This window comes from Geomonas diazotrophica (assembly GCF_019063885.1).
Lineage (GTDB): Bacteria > Desulfobacterota > Desulfuromonadia > Geobacterales > Geobacteraceae > Geomonas > Geomonas diazotrophica.
On record NZ_CP077684.1, the window covers coordinates 1,550,623 to 1,568,429 of the forward strand.

19 protein-coding genes and 1 tRNA gene are annotated in these 17,807 nt (G+C 52.2%); 11 read left to right on the forward strand and 9 right to left on the reverse strand.

Features of this window, described 5'->3' with window-relative positions; genetic code table 11:
• The first annotated feature begins 23 nt into the window (after positions 1-23).
• The 5 genes from surE to KP003_RS06800 all read left to right on the forward strand — a co-directional run bounded on the left by surE (position 24) and on the right by KP003_RS06800 (position 3,178).
• Complete coding sequence (surE, locus tag KP003_RS06780; protein ID WP_216791215.1) at positions 24-770, forward strand: 5'/3'-nucleotidase SurE; 747 nt, start codon at positions 24-26, stop codon at positions 768-770.
• 59 nt (positions 771-829) lie between these two features.
• Positions 830-1,477: a protein-L-isoaspartate(D-aspartate) O-methyltransferase gene (locus KP003_RS06785; RefSeq protein ID WP_216498758.1), complete on the forward strand. Its 648-nt coding sequence runs from the start codon at positions 830-832 to the stop codon at positions 1,475-1,477.
• A gap of 42 nt (positions 1,478-1,519) precedes the next feature.
• Complete coding sequence (locus KP003_RS06790; protein WP_216498759.1) at positions 1,520-2,518, forward strand: sigma-70 family RNA polymerase sigma factor; 999 nt, start codon at positions 1,520-1,522, stop codon at positions 2,516-2,518.
• A gap of 16 nt (positions 2,519-2,534) precedes the next feature.
• Complete coding sequence (locus KP003_RS06795; protein ID WP_216498760.1) at positions 2,535-3,050, forward strand: adenine phosphoribosyltransferase; 516 nt, start codon at positions 2,535-2,537, stop codon at positions 3,048-3,050.
• A 51-nt stretch (positions 3,051-3,101) separates the two neighbouring features.
• Positions 3,102-3,178, forward strand: a tRNA-Arg gene (locus tag KP003_RS06800).
• A 181-nt stretch (positions 3,179-3,359) separates the two neighbouring features.
• Here KP003_RS06800 and KP003_RS06805 read toward each other — a convergent pair.
• The 6 genes from KP003_RS06805 to KP003_RS06830 all read right to left on the reverse strand — a co-directional run bounded on the left by KP003_RS06805 (position 3,360) and on the right by KP003_RS06830 (position 7,574).
• Entirely contained in the window at positions 3,360-3,665 is a 306-nt protein-coding gene (locus tag KP003_RS06805; RefSeq protein WP_217300512.1) for a hypothetical protein, read from the reverse strand.
• Entirely contained in the window at positions 3,658-4,047 is a 390-nt protein-coding gene (locus KP003_RS06810; RefSeq protein WP_216800303.1) for a hypothetical protein, read from the reverse strand. Before KP003_RS06810 ends, KP003_RS06805 begins: the two co-directional genes overlap by 8 nt.
• Positions 4,048-4,190: 143 nt before the next feature.
• Positions 4,191-5,315 carry a carbon-nitrogen hydrolase family protein gene (locus tag KP003_RS06815; protein WP_216791219.1) on the reverse strand — a complete coding sequence of 375 codons (1,125 nt, stop codon included), beginning with the start codon at positions 5,313-5,315 and terminating at the stop codon, positions 4,191-4,193.
• Between the two features lie 107 nt (positions 5,316-5,422).
• Positions 5,423-6,334: a restriction endonuclease gene (locus KP003_RS06820; protein ID WP_216791221.1), complete on the reverse strand. Its 912-nt coding sequence runs from the start codon at positions 6,332-6,334 to the stop codon at positions 5,423-5,425.
• Between the two features lie 106 nt (positions 6,335-6,440).
• Positions 6,441-6,893: a hypothetical protein gene (locus KP003_RS06825; protein WP_216791222.1), complete on the reverse strand. Its 453-nt coding sequence runs from the start codon at positions 6,891-6,893 to the stop codon at positions 6,441-6,443.
• Positions 6,894-7,091: 198 nt separating this feature from the next.
• A complete protein-coding gene (locus tag KP003_RS06830; RefSeq protein WP_216791224.1) occupies positions 7,092-7,574 on the reverse strand; it encodes an HNH endonuclease in 483 nt (160 codons plus the stop codon).
• A 988-nt stretch (positions 7,575-8,562) separates the two neighbouring features.
• Between KP003_RS06830 and KP003_RS06835 the strand changes: the two genes are divergently transcribed.
• Together KP003_RS06835 and KP003_RS06840 are read left to right on the forward strand one after the other, a co-directional pair.
• The gene (locus tag KP003_RS06835; RefSeq protein WP_216791225.1) at positions 8,563-8,775 is read left to right on the forward strand and encodes a hypothetical protein; all 213 of its coding nucleotides are present in this window, start codon (positions 8,563-8,565) and stop codon (positions 8,773-8,775) included.
• Positions 8,772-9,035 carry a hypothetical protein gene (locus tag KP003_RS06840; protein ID WP_216791226.1) on the forward strand — a complete coding sequence of 88 codons (264 nt, stop codon included), beginning with the start codon at positions 8,772-8,774 and terminating at the stop codon, positions 9,033-9,035. Before KP003_RS06835 ends, KP003_RS06840 begins: the two co-directional genes overlap by 4 nt.
• 796 nt (positions 9,036-9,831) lie before the next feature.
• Here KP003_RS06840 and KP003_RS06845 read toward each other — a convergent pair.
• From KP003_RS06845 to KP003_RS06855, 3 genes are all read right to left on the reverse strand, one after another.
• On the reverse strand, positions 9,832-10,530 hold the full coding sequence (locus KP003_RS06845) for a GSU2403 family nucleotidyltransferase fold protein (RefSeq protein ID WP_216791228.1): 699 nt from the start codon (positions 10,528-10,530) through the stop codon (positions 9,832-9,834).
• Entirely contained in the window at positions 10,531-10,890 is a 360-nt protein-coding gene (locus KP003_RS06850; RefSeq protein WP_216791229.1) for a hypothetical protein, read from the reverse strand. It lies immediately after the preceding gene.
• 136 nt (positions 10,891-11,026) lie between these two features.
• Positions 11,027-12,280 (reverse strand): tyrosine-type recombinase/integrase, encoded by a 1,254-nt coding sequence (locus KP003_RS06855; protein ID WP_216791231.1) that lies wholly within the window; start codon positions 12,278-12,280, stop codon positions 11,027-11,029.
• A gap of 284 nt (positions 12,281-12,564) precedes the next feature.
• Between KP003_RS06855 and KP003_RS06860 the strand changes: the two genes are divergently transcribed.
• From KP003_RS06860 to KP003_RS06875, 4 genes are all read left to right on the forward strand, one after another.
• Positions 12,565-13,872 (forward strand): site-specific integrase, encoded by a 1,308-nt coding sequence (locus KP003_RS06860; protein WP_217300513.1) that lies wholly within the window; start codon positions 12,565-12,567, stop codon positions 13,870-13,872.
• Positions 13,873-14,633: 761 nt separating this feature from the next.
• Positions 14,634-15,116: a hypothetical protein gene (locus tag KP003_RS06865; RefSeq protein WP_217300514.1), complete on the forward strand. Its 483-nt coding sequence runs from the start codon at positions 14,634-14,636 to the stop codon at positions 15,114-15,116.
• 152 nt (positions 15,117-15,268) lie between these two features.
• The gene (locus KP003_RS06870) at positions 15,269-15,574 is read left to right on the forward strand and encodes a hypothetical protein (protein ID WP_217300515.1); all 306 of its coding nucleotides are present in this window, start codon (positions 15,269-15,271) and stop codon (positions 15,572-15,574) included.
• A 100-nt stretch (positions 15,575-15,674) separates the two neighbouring features.
• Positions 15,675-17,264 carry a hypothetical protein gene (locus tag KP003_RS06875; RefSeq protein ID WP_217300516.1) on the forward strand — a complete coding sequence of 530 codons (1,590 nt, stop codon included), beginning with the start codon at positions 15,675-15,677 and terminating at the stop codon, positions 17,262-17,264.
• Positions 17,265-17,807: the final 543 nt, after the last annotated feature.

Below are 17,807 nucleotides of genomic sequence, written 5' to 3' on the forward strand. Positions count from 1 at the left end.
TACCTGACCACGAGGGACCCACAGTGAAAGTTCTCCTTACCAACGACGACGGTGTGCACTCTCCCGGCCTGGCCGCTTTGCTCGCAAGGGTTTCGGAAGTGGCGGAGGTGGTCGTGGTGGCGCCGGACCGCGAGCAGAGCGCCGTCTCCCACGCACTCACGCTGCACCATCCTTTGCGGGCCGCCCGCATCGCCGACAACGTCTACTCCGTCGAGGGCACCCCTACCGACTGCGTGAACCTCGGCATCCACAGCCTCCTTTCTTTCCGGCCGGACCTGGTCATCTCCGGGGTGAACCGCGGCGCGAACCTGGGCGACGACGTCACCTATTCCGGAACGGTCGCCGCGGCCCTGGAGGCGACCCTGATGGGTATCCCAGCCATTGCCGTCTCGCTGGTCACCCGCAGCGGCGGCGAAAACTTCGACTCGGCCGCCGCCTTCGCGGCCTCCCTGGCGCAAAGCGTCCAGCGCCGCGGGCTCCCCCGCGATACCTATCTGAACGTCAACGTGCCCGACCTCCCCGCCGGAAAACTCCTCCCGGCGCAGATCACCCGCCAGGGAAGGCGCAGCTACGAAGGGACCATCGTGGACAAGGTCGATCCGCGCGGCAGGAACTACTACTGGATCGGCACCGTCGACCTCAGTTTCCAGGACGCACCCGGCACCGATTTTTACGCCGTTTCGCGCGGTCACGTCTCCATTTCTCCGCTGCACATCGACCTCACCAACCACGCCGCGATCGGCGAGCTGCAGGGTTGGGAACTGCCGTGATGCTGGACTTTTAGCCCGTCATTTGGTATATTTCCCCGCTGCCAAAGATCGGGGGGGGAATGAATTCAGCTGTAGCACGCAAAAGGATGGTCGCCGAACTGGTGAAACGCGGCATCACGGACCAGCGGGTGATCAACGCCATGCTCGAGTTGCCCAGACACATTTTCGTCGAGGAGGCGATGGCCTCCCAGGCCTACAGCGACGGATCGCTGCCGATCGGAGAGAAGCAGACCATTTCTCAACCCTACATCGTGGCGCGCATGACCGAATTGCTTGCCCTGACCGGGCGGGAGAAGGTGCTGGAGCTCGGCACCGGCTCCGGTTACCAGGCCGCCGTTTTGGCCACCCTGGCCGACCGGGTCTGCACCGTGGAGAGGATCCGTCCGCTGGCCATGAAGGCCCGCAAGGCGCTGGACAGCCTGAGACTCTTGAACGTGAACCTGAAGATAGGCGACGGCACCGAGGGGTGGCCCGAGGAGGCGCCTTTTGACGCCATCCTGGTCACCGCCGGGGCACCCGCGCTCCCCGAGTGCCTGGTAGAGCAGCTGGCGCCGGGCGGGCGCCTGGTCATTCCGGTCGGGGACCGCCTGGACCAGAAACTCGTAGTGATAAAGAAGGCTTCCGACGGGAGCGTGACCCGCGAGGAAGCGGACGACTGCCGCTTCGTAAAGCTGATCGGCAAAAACGGCTGGAGCGACGAGCAGTAGCATAGGCGGCGGCAACACCAAGCCTCGCCAAAGGAGTCTGGCATGGAAAACGACGAGCTTTTAGAAGAGAAGGACCCTCTCTTTCTTGATGGCGAGCAGGACCCTGACCCGGACTCACTCGAACTCGAAGAGGTAGAGGAGGTCGAAGAGGACGGGCCGGCCGAGGTCGAGGAAGAAGAGATCAAGGCCGCCGTCGTCGAGCACTTTGACGACGCCATCAAGCTGTACCTGCGCGAGATCCAGAAGACCAAACTTCTGACCGCCGACGAGGAGAAGGAGCTCGCGGCGCGCATCGACCAGGGCGACAAGGCAGCGCGCGACCGTATGATCGTCTCCAACCTGCGCCTCGTGGTCAAGATCGCCAAGCGCTACATAAACCGCGGCCTTCCCTTCCTGGATCTCATCGAAGAAGGGAACATGGGGCTCATCAAGGCGGTCGAGCGCTTCAAGCTCTCCAAGGAGTGCCGCTTCTCCACCTATGCCACCTGGTGGATCAGGCAATCGATCGAGCGCGCCCTGGTGAACCAGTCGCGCACCATCCGGCTGCCGGTGCACGTCTCCGACGACATCAACAAGATGCTCAGGGTGACCCGGGAGCTGGTGCAGAAGATGAACCGGGAGCCGAGCGTCAAGGAGGTTGCCGACGCGCTGGAAGTGAACGTCACCTACGTGCGCCGGCTCATGGTGCTCTTGAAGAAGACCTACTCCATCGAGCGCCCCATGGGGGAGAACAACGACTACTTCCTGATCGACACCATCGAGGACACCTCGACCATATCGCCGGCTGTGCTGCTCGAGGACCTGAACAAGTATGAACTGGTCTCCCAGTGGTTCGAGACCCTGTCCGACGCCGAGAAGAAGATCCTCACCCTTCGTTTCGGCCTGGACGACAAGGATCCGCAGACGCTGGACACCATCGGGCGCAGCTTCGGGGTGACCCGCGAGCGCATCCGCCAGATCGAGGCCAAGTCACTTGAAAAACTGAGAAAGATCGTCGAAGCCACCGACATAATGGGGCGCGGCGCAACTACTGCGAAATAAGGAGCGGGTTTTGGATATGGAAGATCTTAAAAGCATCATCAGGAACATCCCGGATTTCCCGAAGAAGGGGATCCTCTTCAAAGATATCACCACGCTTTTAGGGGATGCCAAGTCGTTTCAGCGCATGGTCGACCTCTTGTCCCACCGTTACGTGGGGCAGAAGATCGACAAGGTTGTGGGCGTCGAGGCCCGCGGTTTCATCATCGGCGCCGCCCTTGCCTACAAGCTGGGAGCCGGCATCGTGCTGGTGAGAAAGCCGGGCAAGCTTCCCTCCAAGACCTTCAAGAAAACCTACGACCTCGAATATGGGACCGACACCCTCGAGATCCATACCGACGCCTTCAACAAGGGGGATCGCGTGCTGATTGCCGACGACCTGTTGGCCACCGGCGGTACCATGGCCGCCGTGGTCGATATGATCAACAGCATGGACGTCGAGCTGGTTGAGTGCTGCTTCATGGCAGAGCTCGAATTCCTGGAGGGAGCCAAGAGGCTTCCCGAGGGCAAGGTGTTCTCCCTGCTGAAGTTTTAATAAAAAATCTTGCCAAACAGGCGGCTGTATTGTATAAAGTCCGTCTGACTTGTCCCCGTAGCTCAGCAGGATAGAGCACTTCCCTCCTAAGGAAGGGGTCGGACGTTCGAATCGTCTCGGGGACGCCAATAAATACAAAGGGTTACGGTTTTGGCCGTAACCCTTTTTTTGGCCGAGTGAACTTTTGAGTGAACTTTTTGCCGTGCAGACGAACGCGTTTTTTTTTGCTGCTCAACGGGTCAGCGCTTGACCTGACGGGCAGCCTTAGCGCCCGGTCGCGGTCTGAGCGCCTGGTTATGCGTCCCTCTATTATTTGTAAATTCGTTTCGCAATACCGAAATACCCGATGAGTGCGAGGACAAAAGACAGCACAAAAACTAAGACTTTGCTCGTCAAGCCGAGCGTCAAACCGATTGAGATAATGCCGACTATTCCAAAAAAAAGAGTAACACTGACCCGTTTGGCCTCCTTCTTGGAGATTGTTGCTCCTCGAAAGACTACCTTGTAGTCATCTTCATCTTTATTCATCATTCTTCTCGCATAACGGGTCGGGAGTTGACCGGGCGGGTCTCCGCCCCGGTCCAACTGCCTTGTTGGGGAAGCCTTGTCAGACATTGTTTTTCGACAAACTTTCTACTAGCTTCCGAAGATTGATTTTATTCTTACCGTAATCTACAGCCTGCGTCGGGAGTGCACATTCTGATGTCACCGTTGCACCGCTATCTTCAAACTTAACCTTCACAACCTCTCCCCACGAACGCCAGCTTGGCTTGGTCCGAGCTGTCATCTCGTCAGGTTCATCACGCTCAACTTCCCATCCTTGGGCGGAAAATGCTTCTCTAAGATTGGCTCGTGCTTCAACTCGGGAGGTAAAAGGAATGAACACTGCATTTCGCGCGGCAATTTGCCACCCGAACATCGGGCCAAGTAATACTGCAAGTAGGCCAAAGAGGATGATAATGCCTAAGGAGATTACAAAGATAGTCGCAGGGTTCATCGAAGTACCAAGTTCCTTGTGGCCAACGGTTGGGCGGTGACCCGGCGCGGTTTTATTGCGACCGGGTCCACTGACCTTGTTGGGATCTGAAGGATGAAGAACAGCGTCCCCTTCTGGTCCCCATTCCTCTGATATGCAGAGCCTTATTGCAAAGGAACATAGCGCACATTGCGGATACTCGGATAACCCTGGTCTGGAGCGTTTGTGTTTGCGGGCTCTCGCAGGAGGCGCAAATTTAGGTCATAGACGAGCAGTGCCTCCTCCAACGGCGGAATAACCGCAACCAAGGTGTCGTACGGCACACTCCTCTTTCCTCCTGATACAAAACTTGGTGGAATTTTGGGCAACAAGGTTTGGATGCAGTTCGGGCAATCTTTCGCCTCCGACCGAAGGCTGCCAAAAAGCGCCGTATTTCCTCCACATGAACCGGAATCCCCGGTCTTAAGACATGTCTCTCTTGTTGACGGCCAAGCAGCAATGTTCGTCAGGGTCACGAAGACCGGATGCCGCCTCGCAATTGAGTTGGCCTCAACAAGGAACTCCCAGCTAGCGGGGTTGTAATTCAAGTTAACCAACACATCTAGTTGCCCTCGATTTGCCAGGTTCCGCGCCTGATATTGGATGGCATCGCTGATTAGGTCCACACAGGTGATCGGCAAAATCCGGCCGTAGGGGGTATCGAGTAGCAAAAGATCGACTCCGGAACGCATCCCGAGACCGTAACTTGGTGATGCCTCGTACCGGGAAGGATGCACCTTGTACCCCTCCTCATACCAGTCCGGGCCAATCACAACCAGACGGCTGTACCTTTGGGAATCGTAGTAAGAGCCCGCCACAATGACCATGTTGCTTCTCTTGGCGGCCCCCTTTAATTCGTCTATCAAAGCATGACGGTTTCCCTCCTCGAAGGCGAGGGAGAGCTCCGGTATTATCAGGACATTGACGTGCTCCCTTTCCGCTGTGGCTAGACAGGCGCGTACCTTGCCGGCATTGTCCTCCACCATCGCAGATAATGCCGTCTCCTTCACCTCCTTGATCGGTAGGTCGACTTGACACTGCCCGTATGTGGCAAACGACTGAGGCGGGACACTCCCACGGTGATCGACTCGCCGGATCGGCACCATGTCCACTTGAAATTCAACGCTAGAAAGCGGCTCCAATTGCCTTGGATCTTGGCTGAGGGATGAAACCTTTTCCTGCCTTGTTGAGGCACATCCCCCTAAAGCGAGTGTCATGAGAAAAAGAGCTATCACAATTGGTATTCGCATTGCGGGCCTCCTTCGAATAAAATAACAGTCGTGGAAAGTATGAAGCTTATGGGACAAGTCTAAGTAGTCTGCCCTTGACACGAGACAGCTACTTCATACAGCACCTCTTACATATCTCTGAATTTAAAAAAAATATCACCAGTATCAGATGCATGACGTCGCTTTCTAAATAACATATCCTTAAGATCAATTCGATTTTCTAGAACAGCCATAAGGTCTGCACCATCCATAAGCAGCATTGTCTTCATGGTGGATGACTTACTTTCGTTGTAGTCCGCTGTAAATCCGTTAATTGAAACGGCAAGGCCAAGTGTCAATTTGAATTTACCCTCAATCTTTCCACCAAATTTGTAAAGCTCGCCAAGGTCTATGGGTTTTTCTTGCCATTTTGCCTCTAGGAGGAAATCATTTCCATCAAAGGTGAAAGCTCCATCAATTTGCTCGCCTGTAATTCGAAACGACTCTTTTGGCTCAAGATCGAACAGCATAAATAGACTGTTCAAGAACTTTTCAAATGCAAAACCACGTTTTTGAGCATTCTGCTCCATGACAAGACGCATAAAATCGTCCTTTAATACGCTAATCTTGTTGGAGAAGCTCTCTTTCTCTTTTTGCATATTTGAAAAGACATTTCTTCTGGCTTCGATTTTTTCCTTTTCTTCTTTAAGTTGAAAATAGCCACTTGCATGCTTTCTCAATGCCTCAACAGCTTCTTTAGCCTTTTTTATTTTTGTGTCGGCATCATCCCATTGTTTCAAATGGCCGAAGTCATCAAAGTGCATCGTAACATCAAACAACTTCAGTAAATCGTTTTCATATAGGTCAGGGCGGTCTACCATTCTATCAACAAGAATTCCGGCACTTTCAGCTTTCTTGTTATTGTCCCAATCAATTGTCGAAATAAAGACTTTATTTTCAACGGTATGATATACAAAACTTCTGAGGTCTTGCTTCTTCCAGTAGATGTGCGTTAAAGCTTCTTTTAGTGCAAGAATGGCGTTTGGTGAAAATTTCTTCAAAGACTCCTCCTTGTCCCTTAGTAGCAGGCCAACGGCTCTCGGCGTGACCTGCGCGGCAGCTTTCTTGCCGCGGCAGTGTCTGCGCCGTGTTTATCGCCTCAGAAACCTACATTGACAACCTGAACTGTTCAAGTTTTTGCCCGATTACTTTCGAAGGATCACCACCCGCAGATTTCGCAAGGAGCATAGCCTCGACGTCGTTATCATTTATTATTACGATCATTTTCTTATTAGCCATCCACTGTTCTCTGATCGTAAGAATTGCTCCTTTATCAGCGCCAATTCTTGTTACTATTATTGCAAACATGCCAGCGCCGTGCGCTTTTAAGTAATTTGCAATCTGTAGAATTTGTTCCTTAGAGATTGGGTTTTTGTAGTTTTTCGCATCAACAATAATGTAGTCAGCAAGATATTTCTCTCTAACAAAGCACCAGAACCCCTTGTCAGAGTAATTTGGAAGAACTAAATCTCGTCTATTTACGCCATTAAAGTCTGACAACTCCAGAATTGGCGGTTCAAGTGGCGGACAAAATAGGTGTTCTAGGATCTGTCCTATCAATTTCTGATACTCTGACCAAAACTTGATTCCTTTGTCACATCCTCTTAATTTATCTATAAATACTTCTTCAGGTGATTTACTTGGCCTAGAAGTAAACGCTGCAAACATATTTTTAAGAATGGGATGTCTGGACTTAGCTATTTAATCTTTAAAAATATTAGCAATATGATTTAAGTCCCATGCCACTATTCCTTTAGATTATAGTTGATCTATCTGCTCTTTAGACAACAATCCCGGAAAGGCAAGCACATAATTATCGAACCGAGTAACAGTACGATAATTGTCTATCTGAAAGACTGCCTGTCGTAACCTTTCTGGGGTGAATGACTGTGTATTCTTGCATTCAATAAGCCATGTCTTGTTATCCTTACTTTTGGCTGTAATGTCAGCTCTAAATGGTTTGTCCCTCGCTAGTCGTTCTTCCTGTCGCACATCCTTGAACTCCTTGGAATTCTCAAGAAGTAAGGAGAGATAATTATTGAACTCAACCTCAGTAAGGCGAAAACTGTCAAATCTGTAATGGCACAATGAGCACAACAAAGTTAAATTGTCTTCGTCATCACTTCCCCCATGAATTTGCGGAACAATGTGGCACACCTCCAAATTTACGCCTTCTGCGCCACACCCCGAGCATTTGTTTCCATATTTCTTTATCAACCTATCTTTGATTTCCTTTTTCATTTAATCCCTCTTCTTTAAATTACTGCGATAACTCGTTATTGACCGGTTAGAAAAGTTGCTTATATAGGATACTGGTTCCCTATATAAGCAACTTGTTACCTATATTGGCAACTGGAGCCGATTCCCTATATAGGTAACTTTCGTATTAGAAGCAGTGACAGGCCCCTCTCATTGGATCGAATCCTTGAGCATTGTCTTTTCCGGACCCATCTCCCCCTGATTTCAATCAATCGGTGTCTCATACATCGCGCTTGCCAGGCGCAGCATAGCATGCAAGGTTAATTAATAACAATAATAAAGTGCTTGCGAGGTACCATTGAAATGCGCATCTCTCTGTTGCTGTACGCCTATGGATCCTCGCGTTTTTGTGTAGACACCGTAGTGCTTTTGGTAGGGAACCCGGAGAGATGGCAATGATGTCTGTGTCACCGGGATGGCTACAGGGCGCGCGGACGATGCTTCTTTAGGGATGAATACTACCTGCGCGGGATCGAGGAGGGGAGCAGTCTCTGGCAACGGTCGGAGAAGGTCCGGTACATGGAGCTTTGGCAGGAGAGGGAGGGCGTCCGGCTGACGGCCGGACAGAAGGCCGAGGTTCTCCTAGAACTGAGCGGGAGCCGTGGCGTCGCGCTCACCATCGGGGACCCGGGACCGCCAAGGCTTCAACCCTGTAAATCGTCGAGCGTTTCAAGGAGGAGGTACTGCGACCCGAGGCGAGTTGTCCATCGCCACCAGCACCTCCACAGTTTCACAAACGCCAATCCGGCCTCCATATTTGCCCTACAAATGGCGAACGGAGAGCCTCACAGGGGAGTAGTTGCCGGTAAAAGAATCTCATGTCTAAACGGCGGAAGGCGCAGGTTGTGCTCTGGGTGTACGAGGCGGGCTTTCGCGGGGCCAGGCAGGCGGAGCATCTCCTGGATGTGACCGAGGCGCTGCGGCAAAGTGGCATCACGTTGAAGCTTCATTTCTCGGGCGACTCGGAGCGATGCAGGGGATCCAGGCGGGGGACCTGCTGCGCAAGGTGCTGGAGCTGAGCCTAAATGAGGACGTCAGCCACGCGCACCTCACCAAGATTCTCAGACAGCGTGATCCGGGGCTCCTAGAGATCGGCAAATGGCTGAACCGTGAGGACCGTGAAATTGCCGTGAATGCCAGGAAGGCGCTCCGCTCGCTGGAAAAGTGCGCTACGGGCGGATGAGCTACAACGCGCTGAACGTCGCCGTCACCCGGGCACGTTTCGGGACCCGTGTCTTCACCAACTCCATCGATGATCTCGAGCGGTCGGAGCTGATCGACGGCAAGAGTTCGACACGTGGGAAAGCGATGGCACCGGCACGGGAGATCACGCACCCTCAGCAAAGGAGCATCACCGAAAACGGGCCCACGATCTGCAAAAAAACATCGGCGAACAGGAACGGGTCGTGCTCAAGCCGGGATACGGGGTGCTCAGTGCTCTGACGCTCGAGCATGTTGTTTCGCTGATATGCGCGTCTGAGCCAAAAATCCGGAGCAGGTGTTGCAGATCCGGGGAGTGCAAAGGTGGGGACCAGCAGTTGGAGAAAGCTCTACCGAAGCTTCCCGGCACGGGCTTTAAGATCTGAGCGCTGGGACGTTCACGGTGAAGTTGCGGCGTGCTTTCCCTTCGGGCCGGTGGTGGTGAGGCGGGCCTCGCTCCGCTCGGCTGATTTTCCTTTCACACCTCACGCAGCCCTTCGGGCTGCACCAGCCGTCCGCCTCGCGAAATCCCCTGGATTTTCGCGCCGGACGGCGTGGGACACTCTGGCGCCAGAAACGGTAAAACCGCATGTAAACCCGAGCGCTTGCGTGGCACCACGCCGTCCGACGCTGTCCGCCGCACGAAGTAGGTCTCCAAAGAGGGCAAAAACAAGGGTCCCTTTATTGCTGGAGGCCACTGGAGTTGAGCGCGCAGAAGGAGGAACAACGGACGCAATGTGGAGAAGGTAATTGCGCGGTACGGTGCCGAGGAACAACAAAAGATCTACGATTGGATTAACGGGGTGCCCCAGCTGCTTACCAGGAAAGAGACCAAAAAGAAGCGCTGAACAGTGGAACAAAGCAGACCGATCCGAGCAGCGTTCCGGCAGCTTTTATCAGTCCAGCACGTGTTGCAGGTGGCGCTTACGCTCGCGCTGCATCGCCCTCCTCCGCACAGGCTTTTTTTACAGCGGGGCTATGGGACCCTTCCCCGCCTTGCCGTTGTGGGGACATCGAGGGGCTTTCGCCCTATTAAAGGTTACCGTTCAGGCCAAACCGGGGGAGTAAAACCGATGTCGGCGCAGGAGTCGACAACGTCCTTTTTTACTCCTTTCGACATCCGGTATTCGCCCAGGATGCGCCTGATTTCTTCCTCCCTGACCACCTCTGAGAGTGCCCGGCACTGCTGGAGGTCCTTGGCCCGCTTCCACTCCTTATCCGAGCCGCTGCGTCTCCTGGCAACGAGCAACTTGTGCAGAAAAAAGGTCTCGGGGGAGGGGATGGTGATCAGGAAGTCTTCGATTTTGGCCGTGCAGGGGCGGATGAATAGCAGGTCGATGAAGGGCAGAAGCTGTGCCGATACCTTCCAGGGGTGGACCACCGCGGCGGGTTTCGATCCTCCACCGCGACGGTGGCCGATGAACTCGACTTCGAAGGTCCCCTGCACGAAGGTTTCGATCCCGGTGTCGTAGTCGGTAATAGGCTCGTAACCGAGACGCTCCAGAAGTTCCGGGATCTCCTCGCGAACGGACGCAGACGGAATTTTCACAGCGCCGTGAACGGCGAAGTCGACGTCGTTGGTGGCGAAGCCGTAGGGCAGGGTGAAGTGCAGCGTGTAGATGAGCATCGGCCAAGAGCCGATCAGAAGCCCGTGGGGAAAGAAGCCAATCCGGCACAGTTCCTTGAGGAGATCGCTCACTTGCGGGGGGAACGGGTTCCGGTCCAGGACGATTTCCATTTACCTCTCCTCCTTGCGGCGATACGGGTTCCGGGCGAGCAGGGTCCGCAAGGTGGCGAGGCGCACCTTGGTCTCTTTCGCTGCCTGCTTCAGGCGCTTTTTCCTCTCCACCTGTGCTTGCACCTCCTCTGCCTTCTCCCGGCTGACGTGGAGGAGCTTCACTTCAGAGCCGTCGCGGTATTTGAGACAGGGATAGAGGTATACCTTCCCGTTGCTCACCACCCGTCGCTGGCACAGGGAGCCCTTGGGCAGGTTTGACAGTTCCCGGTCTATCCTTTCCAGGACTGCCTCGCAGCGGGCACGCTCAGAGTCCAGCATCTGATAGACACTGTCGTCGCTGCTTTTTGTCTTTCTGCTCATGTATGCCTCCGGCTTTTGTGCCCCAAAACTAACACAAATAGATCAATTGTGGTACAAAATATTGTACCACTTATACATGTAGAGCAGTGAGTTGTGGTACAAAACAGGAGACGACTTGCCGGCACTGGACCGGGCTTTAGGAGACCTTCCGCACAAGAGGTACCACGTTTCCCTTCACGCCGGTGATGATGCTGGTCAGCCTGCGCGACCAGGACTCGAGGGCGGCCTTTTGGGGCGCGTCATATTTGAACTGGTTGTAGACCCTTATGATGCCTTGCTTGGAGTGGCTGAGCACGGCGTCGATCACTTCGTCCATCTCGCCGGCTTCCGCCATGAAGGTGGCCGCAGTGCGCCTAAGGTCGTGGGGGGTGAATGCTGCCACGCCGAAGACCGAACCGTCCTCGGCCTGGTTCCGCTTCAGTGCCTTGCTAAGGGCGTGACGCTCGATCGGCTTGTCCTTGTTGCGGTGAGGGCAGGGGAAGATGTAACCTGAGAACTCCTCGTCCTGCGGTATCTGGCGCGCCTTTTTGTTCTGTTCGATAGACTCTCCGATGAGCTCAAGAGCAAGCGGTGAGAGCGGGACCCGGTGAGCCTTGCCGTTCTTTGCCCGCTCACTGGGAATCGTCCACCATCCGTTCTCGATCTCGCTGGTGTGCATGCCGGTTATCTCACCCGGCCGCTGCGCGGTCACCAGGACCAGCTTGATCGCGCGGATCGCATCCGCGGTGATCATGGTCCCGTTCTCCAGCCCATGCCAGACGGTCCTTATTTCCTCGGCTGTGAGCGCCCGGTCTTTGAGCCTCAAGGGGGCAGGCATATCGATTCCTATGCACGGGGTGGTCTTGAGAATGTCCTTTCTGACCGCCCAGTTGAACATCTTGCGCAGGACCTTGAAGATGCTGTTGGCCGATTGTGGAGCGCCCCGGTCGACCACCCGGTCCAGGAGCGCGATTACGTGCCTCTTGGTGATATCCTGTGCCTTTTGCCGGCCCCAGTGCGGGTACACCTCCTTCTCGAGGATGCGCTTGTCCACATGCCAGCTCTTTTTGTTTACCTGGGCGTAGCGCTTCAGGTAGTCTTCTCCCAGTTCCTTCAGGGTGGGGGCTTCCTTAAGCTCTTTTTGCTCCTGTTGGGCAGCTTCCAGCGGGTCCCCACCCGACTTGACCACCCGGTACACATCCGCATGTTTCATGCGAGCCGCCTCGAGCGATAACTCCGGGTACTCTCCCAGAGTGAGAAAACGTCTGGCGCCGGTGACGGGGGAGTCGTAGCCGTAGAAGAAAATCTTGCCGCCGTTGGGTTTGATCCTGATGCCGAAACCGCGCCCCTCGCGTATGTCCCTGATCCGGTTTTCCGGCTTCAGATTCCTGATTTGCCGATCGGTGAACATGGTTGGCTCCCTGGAACGAGTGAACTTTCGAGTGAACTTTTTGCCGTGCGCTAGGCTGAGTCATAATGAAACGCCCTGAATAGGTTATATCGCATATACTATTGATTTACAAGGATAAAAACGATTTGGTGGGACGGGTTGAAACGGCCTGAAATAGCTAATTTATTAGAAAAAGCCAACTCCTAAGGAAGGGGTCGGACGTTCGAATCGTCTCGGGGACGCCAATAAAATAACTAGCTGATATTGCTGGTTAAAATAAGCCCTTGCTAAAAGTGAGACCTTTTATGGGACCTTTTAAGCAAGGGCTTTCCTTTTTCAGGAAGCATGTATATCTCCGTAACGGTATTTACTACTTCCGCCTAGATATCCCATCTGACCTAGCTCACCACTTTCCTACAGCTGAAATAAAGCGTTCACTCAAGACTCGTAACCCTGAGACTGCAAGGCTTGCTGCTAATCGTCTGGAGCTAAAGGCTCTACAGGGGTATGCTCTATTGCGCTTCGGCATGTTGTCCGATGACATGGTACGGCAACTTGTTGACGAGTTGGTGCCACAAACCCGTATAGTTCTACCTAATGCATCCAAGGCGAACCTGCTGAGTAGTGTCATTGTTACTTACACGGCTGAAAAGCAGGCAGGGTGGACCGATAAGACCAAGTTGGAGGTAGAAGGGGTCTTTAAGCTCCTAGTTGACCTCCTTGGTGATGTGGAGGTTACCACGATCACCAGACCAATGCTAGTTGAGCTAAGGAGCGCTCTGCTACGCGTACCTCCACACTTTTACAAGCGAAATCCAGGGAAGTCGATCAAGCAGGCTGTCACCGCCAACGAGGGGCCTGGCATAAGTATCAAGTCGGTGAACAAGCATATGGCCAGGATAGGAAGCTTGCTAAAGTATTGCCACGAGCTAGCGATGATAACCAACAACCCAGCTACAGGCTTGCAACTGTCAGAAAAGCAGAGGGCAGACCAAGAAAGAAGCATCTATAGCTTGGAGGATGTCAGGAGCATAATGGTGAACCTGCCATATGATACAGGCACACCTGAACGCTACTGGGTGCCGCTGATCGGTCTGTACTCAGGTCTACGGTTAAACGAGATATGCCAGCTCCATATTGACGATATCGTAATGATAGATGACCACTGGTGCTTCGATATCAACGATACTAACGACAAGCGGCTTAAGAATGCTGCCAGTGCAAGGATGGTTCCAGTGCATCCGAAGTTGGTAGAACTTGGGCTGATTCGCTACTACGAAACCCTAAAGGCAGCCAAGCAACCTCGATTGTGGATGAACCTGGAGTCTATACGCCTTCACGGGTACACGAACGGGATTGGTAAGTGGTACGCAAGGTACAATAGGGATTATGTCACTGAAGACCCGAAGAAAGTGTTTCACAGCATGCGTCATACGGTAGCAGACATGCTCAAGCAAAAAGGCATCTCCGAAGTTGTCATAGCTGAGATCCTGGGGCACGCTCATGCTACCATAACAAGTGGACGGTACGGGAAGCGTTACCAGCCAAAGGTGTTGTTGGACGCGTTGGTGCAGTTGGAGTATGAAACGGATATTGCTGCTTGGCAGGGGTAAGAGGTGTTTTGCACTTAGGATTACACCGTAGGGTTGGGTAGCCCTGTTACCCAAATGACGATGTTGGGATGGAGCATGGTGGTTTGTCAACTGGTCCCAGGTAGGCAGCTATGGTGATAATTGTTGCGGCTGGCTTGCGGTGATGGTTGAGATTTTCAGCTTGTATGCCAAGAGGTAGCTGTCCAACCTGTTCCGCTTCTCAATCGTTATCTAAAAGGCAGATAACGATTTCAAACCGGGCCTAAAAGCCTGTCATATCAGAGAGATAATTGTAGCCCATATTTCCCCACTTTCGATCAAAGTCACGTAAGTAATCCCGTCACAATCTGGTAACTGACTGTATTCTGGTGTTCTTAAACGGATGTGGAATCCGTTCGGAGGGTAACCAGCATGTTTTGTGGGAGTTCAGGCTTATTGTGGCAGAGGTGCTATTGGCGTTACAGGAAAGACTACCCACTTAGAGGTGATCCTCGCATTACAGGTATGTCGAACGCCATTTGTTGCGGTTGCTTGGTGCGGAGCCGTTGAAAGAGATGTGTAAGGACCGAGTAGGGCTGCGTTAAATAATGAGGGGCGCAAGAAGCTTCCTTAGATAAAGCTGTGAGTGATTACGAGGTGTTGGGGGAGGCGTTCGCTAAGGACGCTTGCAGAAGTTGTATGCGCATACTAAAAAAATATACGCCTTTTTAAAAAACACATTGACAGTGCGCCTAGCTCGTGTATTATCTCCCTAGTGGCCGAGGCAAAGGAGGGTGTGATAGGTGAAGGTATCCAATAAGAAGAACCTCTATGTTGCAGACGAGGATTTACAGTGGTTTGAGAAAGCAAAGGAGTTGTTTCCTGATATATCAGTGAGCAAGTTAGTTGCTGATGCGCTTAGGATGCGATGTTTGCAGAAAGAGGGTGAACTCAAAAAGATGCGGGAATGTACTGTCTTCAGGGGGAGTTATGATCCTAGCCGGGATGTGCTTCTCGCCCAAGAGTTTAGGTTTTACGGAATTGAGATTGCTCGTTTGTCCGATACCTATGGCGTAGAGAGGACTGTCTTCCTTACAAAGAAAGGGAAATTTCTTGTCTATGCTGAGGGTGAGGACAAGGACGGGGTAAAGAGGATGAGCTTTGCTGACCCATATGAAACATATGAGGAGTTAGCGAAGAATATCCCTGGGCTTTTACTAGATCTGTGCTCAAGATACCTGAGTATCAACAGCGATACCAGGACATACGAGCTTTTAGATATATAGGAAGGCTGGATTAGGAGGACAGTAAATAAGAAAGCCCCACCACCTGCGCCAACAGGTGATAGGGCAAGGTCAATGAGGCTTGGTACCCGAACATTAACCACTGTCATTATGGGGCATATGTGCCTGTAATGCAACCGTAAAAGGAGAAGAAGATGCCTGCTGTTCACAACTACACTGTTGAAGAAGTAAGAACCCTGTTCACTGAAACCGTTGTTGACACCTTTGCTGGCTCCCCTGAAGGCCAGGCCCAGCTCAACCGTATAGCTAAGTCCATCACCAACGAGAGCCTTATCAAGAGGGTCAAGAGCCAGCGAGAAACACATGCTGAGATTGCCTTCAATGCAAGGCTCGCTGATGTTGTAGCCAAAACCCCTGATAGTGTCGCGCAGTTCGTGGCTGGCAAGGCCAACTGGATAGCTCGACACATTGCTGCCAAGTATGGTGACAGCGAAGCCTAACCCGCTGTAGCCATACCGAACCGAATAGCCCTTGGGGTCCATGACCTTGAGGGCTTTTTAGTAGGCTAACCAAGTAACGTCAGAGTTATGGAGGCATGTTGTGTCAGGCAGAATAGTACATACATTTGATGAGTTGAATAATTCCACCTTGTTTGATGTCCACAGGTGGAGTGAGTATCCTGAGGTTATTGCACTCAGAGGCCAGATGCTTGAAAAATTAGGATTCAAAGGTACAAAGAAGGAGATTAACCACGTTACTGTTGTACTGCTTAACTTGTACTACGCATACTGCCTGGACCCCGAAATGTGGGTGCTGTACTCCAGAGATAGGAATGACTTCAACCAAGGGCAACGATATAATCAGTTGTTTATCAAGTACGACATATTGATACGAACGGTTGATGGCTTGATCGAGTTGGGTTACGTGGATAATGTAAATGGATTCCATGATCGCAGACCAGGTGGCCAATCGTTTGGGCCTAAAATGAGGGCTACCAGTAAGCTTATCTGCTTGATAGAGGGCGACAATGGTGTGACGTTTAACATGATCGGCAAGTACGTGCCCGATGAGCTTGTTGTCTTGCGCAATGCAGATGGTGAGGATATAGATTATGTAGATAGCAAAGCAACCGAGGCTATGAAATCTATACTTGTCACGTATAACGAGCTGTTGGAGAAAACATATATAGATATCCACTTTGACGTTGCAGACATTCAAGCTCGGATAGATGCCAGACGTGCAAAGATACATAAGGTTACTGGCGAGCCAAAGGACTACAGGTTGGTCATTAACCTGACAAATAAGCGTGTCAGGCGGATCTTTAACCAGAGCACCTTCAATAAAGGCGGCAGGTTCTATGGTGGCTGGTGGCAGAACATACCTGAGGATCTACGGAAGAAGATAATCATCAACCGAGACTACACTGTAGAGATCGACTACTCAGGCCAGCACATATACCTACTTTACGCCATGAAGGGGATCAACTTCGCCGATCTTGGTAAGGAACCCTACGTTTACCCTAAGGGCGATGATCCCCAGAATCACAGGCCTATCCTTAAGGTCTTGTTACTGGCAGCGATCAACAGCAAATCCGAAGAAGCATGCATAAAAGCGGTACAGTACGAAATCAACATGAATAGGCAGAGCTTCCCCGATGAGCTACCCAACCTAAAGGATTTATATGCTATGTTCAAGGAGTACCATGAAGACATAGCAGATATGTTCTGTAGCAAGTTAGGTCTTAAGCTTCAGCGACTTGATTCGTGCATTGCTGAGAATGTTGTGCAAACCATGACACAGAGGGGTATACCAGTGTTGGTGGTACATGATAGCTTTATATGCAGCAAAGCCGAAGAAGACTTTCTGCTCGATGTCATGATGGAAGCCTACCGTTATCATGCTTACAGGTTGCAAGTTGCTGATGCGCTTGGTGACCAGTTCAGTAGCAACCCTATAGAAACCAAGACCAAAGACATAACACTACTGAAACCAGAAGCTCTCAGGGAAGATGACATCCTAACTGACTACCTAGCCTGGGTTGACATGCCGCAAGGTAGGAGATTCACTAACTATCTGCTAGCAGAAGACCCAACTACCAACGTAGTTATCAAGGTACACAACGAGCGTATCACTGAAGTTGGAGTTGAACTGTCCGAACCTGAGTTTAATGAAGATGATTACGTGCTATGAGCGTATACCATGTTAGTAGTGTTACTTAAGTAATGTTAGCGTATAAGCTGTAATGCTGTATATGGCATGCAAGCTCCTATAGGAACACTAGTTACGTAGTCACTAGTTACTCATCCCCCAAGGGGGGGGGTAGGTTGTTGCTAAGGCTCATACCATTACCCAGAGGGACAACTGTACTCTGTAATGATACCGTTGCGTTACGACTGCGTAGAGCCTTTTGCTGCTAATTTACCTTCTGGTATGTGCTCCATGGTCCCCTTCCTGCTATCCGTCAGCTCGCAGGTTGGTCGGTCGCTGACACCTTACGCCAGGAGGTATGGCGTGGGAGGCTCCCAGGACCAGCGCCCCGAGATTCCTGATACCTGCCGAACCGACCGAAGGGTAAACCTACTCCGCCTTACCCCCCCCATCATACACCCTTGCCTAACACCACGATCAACCTACGATGCTGCTCCTGCACCTTTAACTTCTGAGTTCCGCGCCCGGACCTGAGCCATATCTGCACTAGGGCTTTTTAATAGTAATGCAGCTCGAAATCTGATA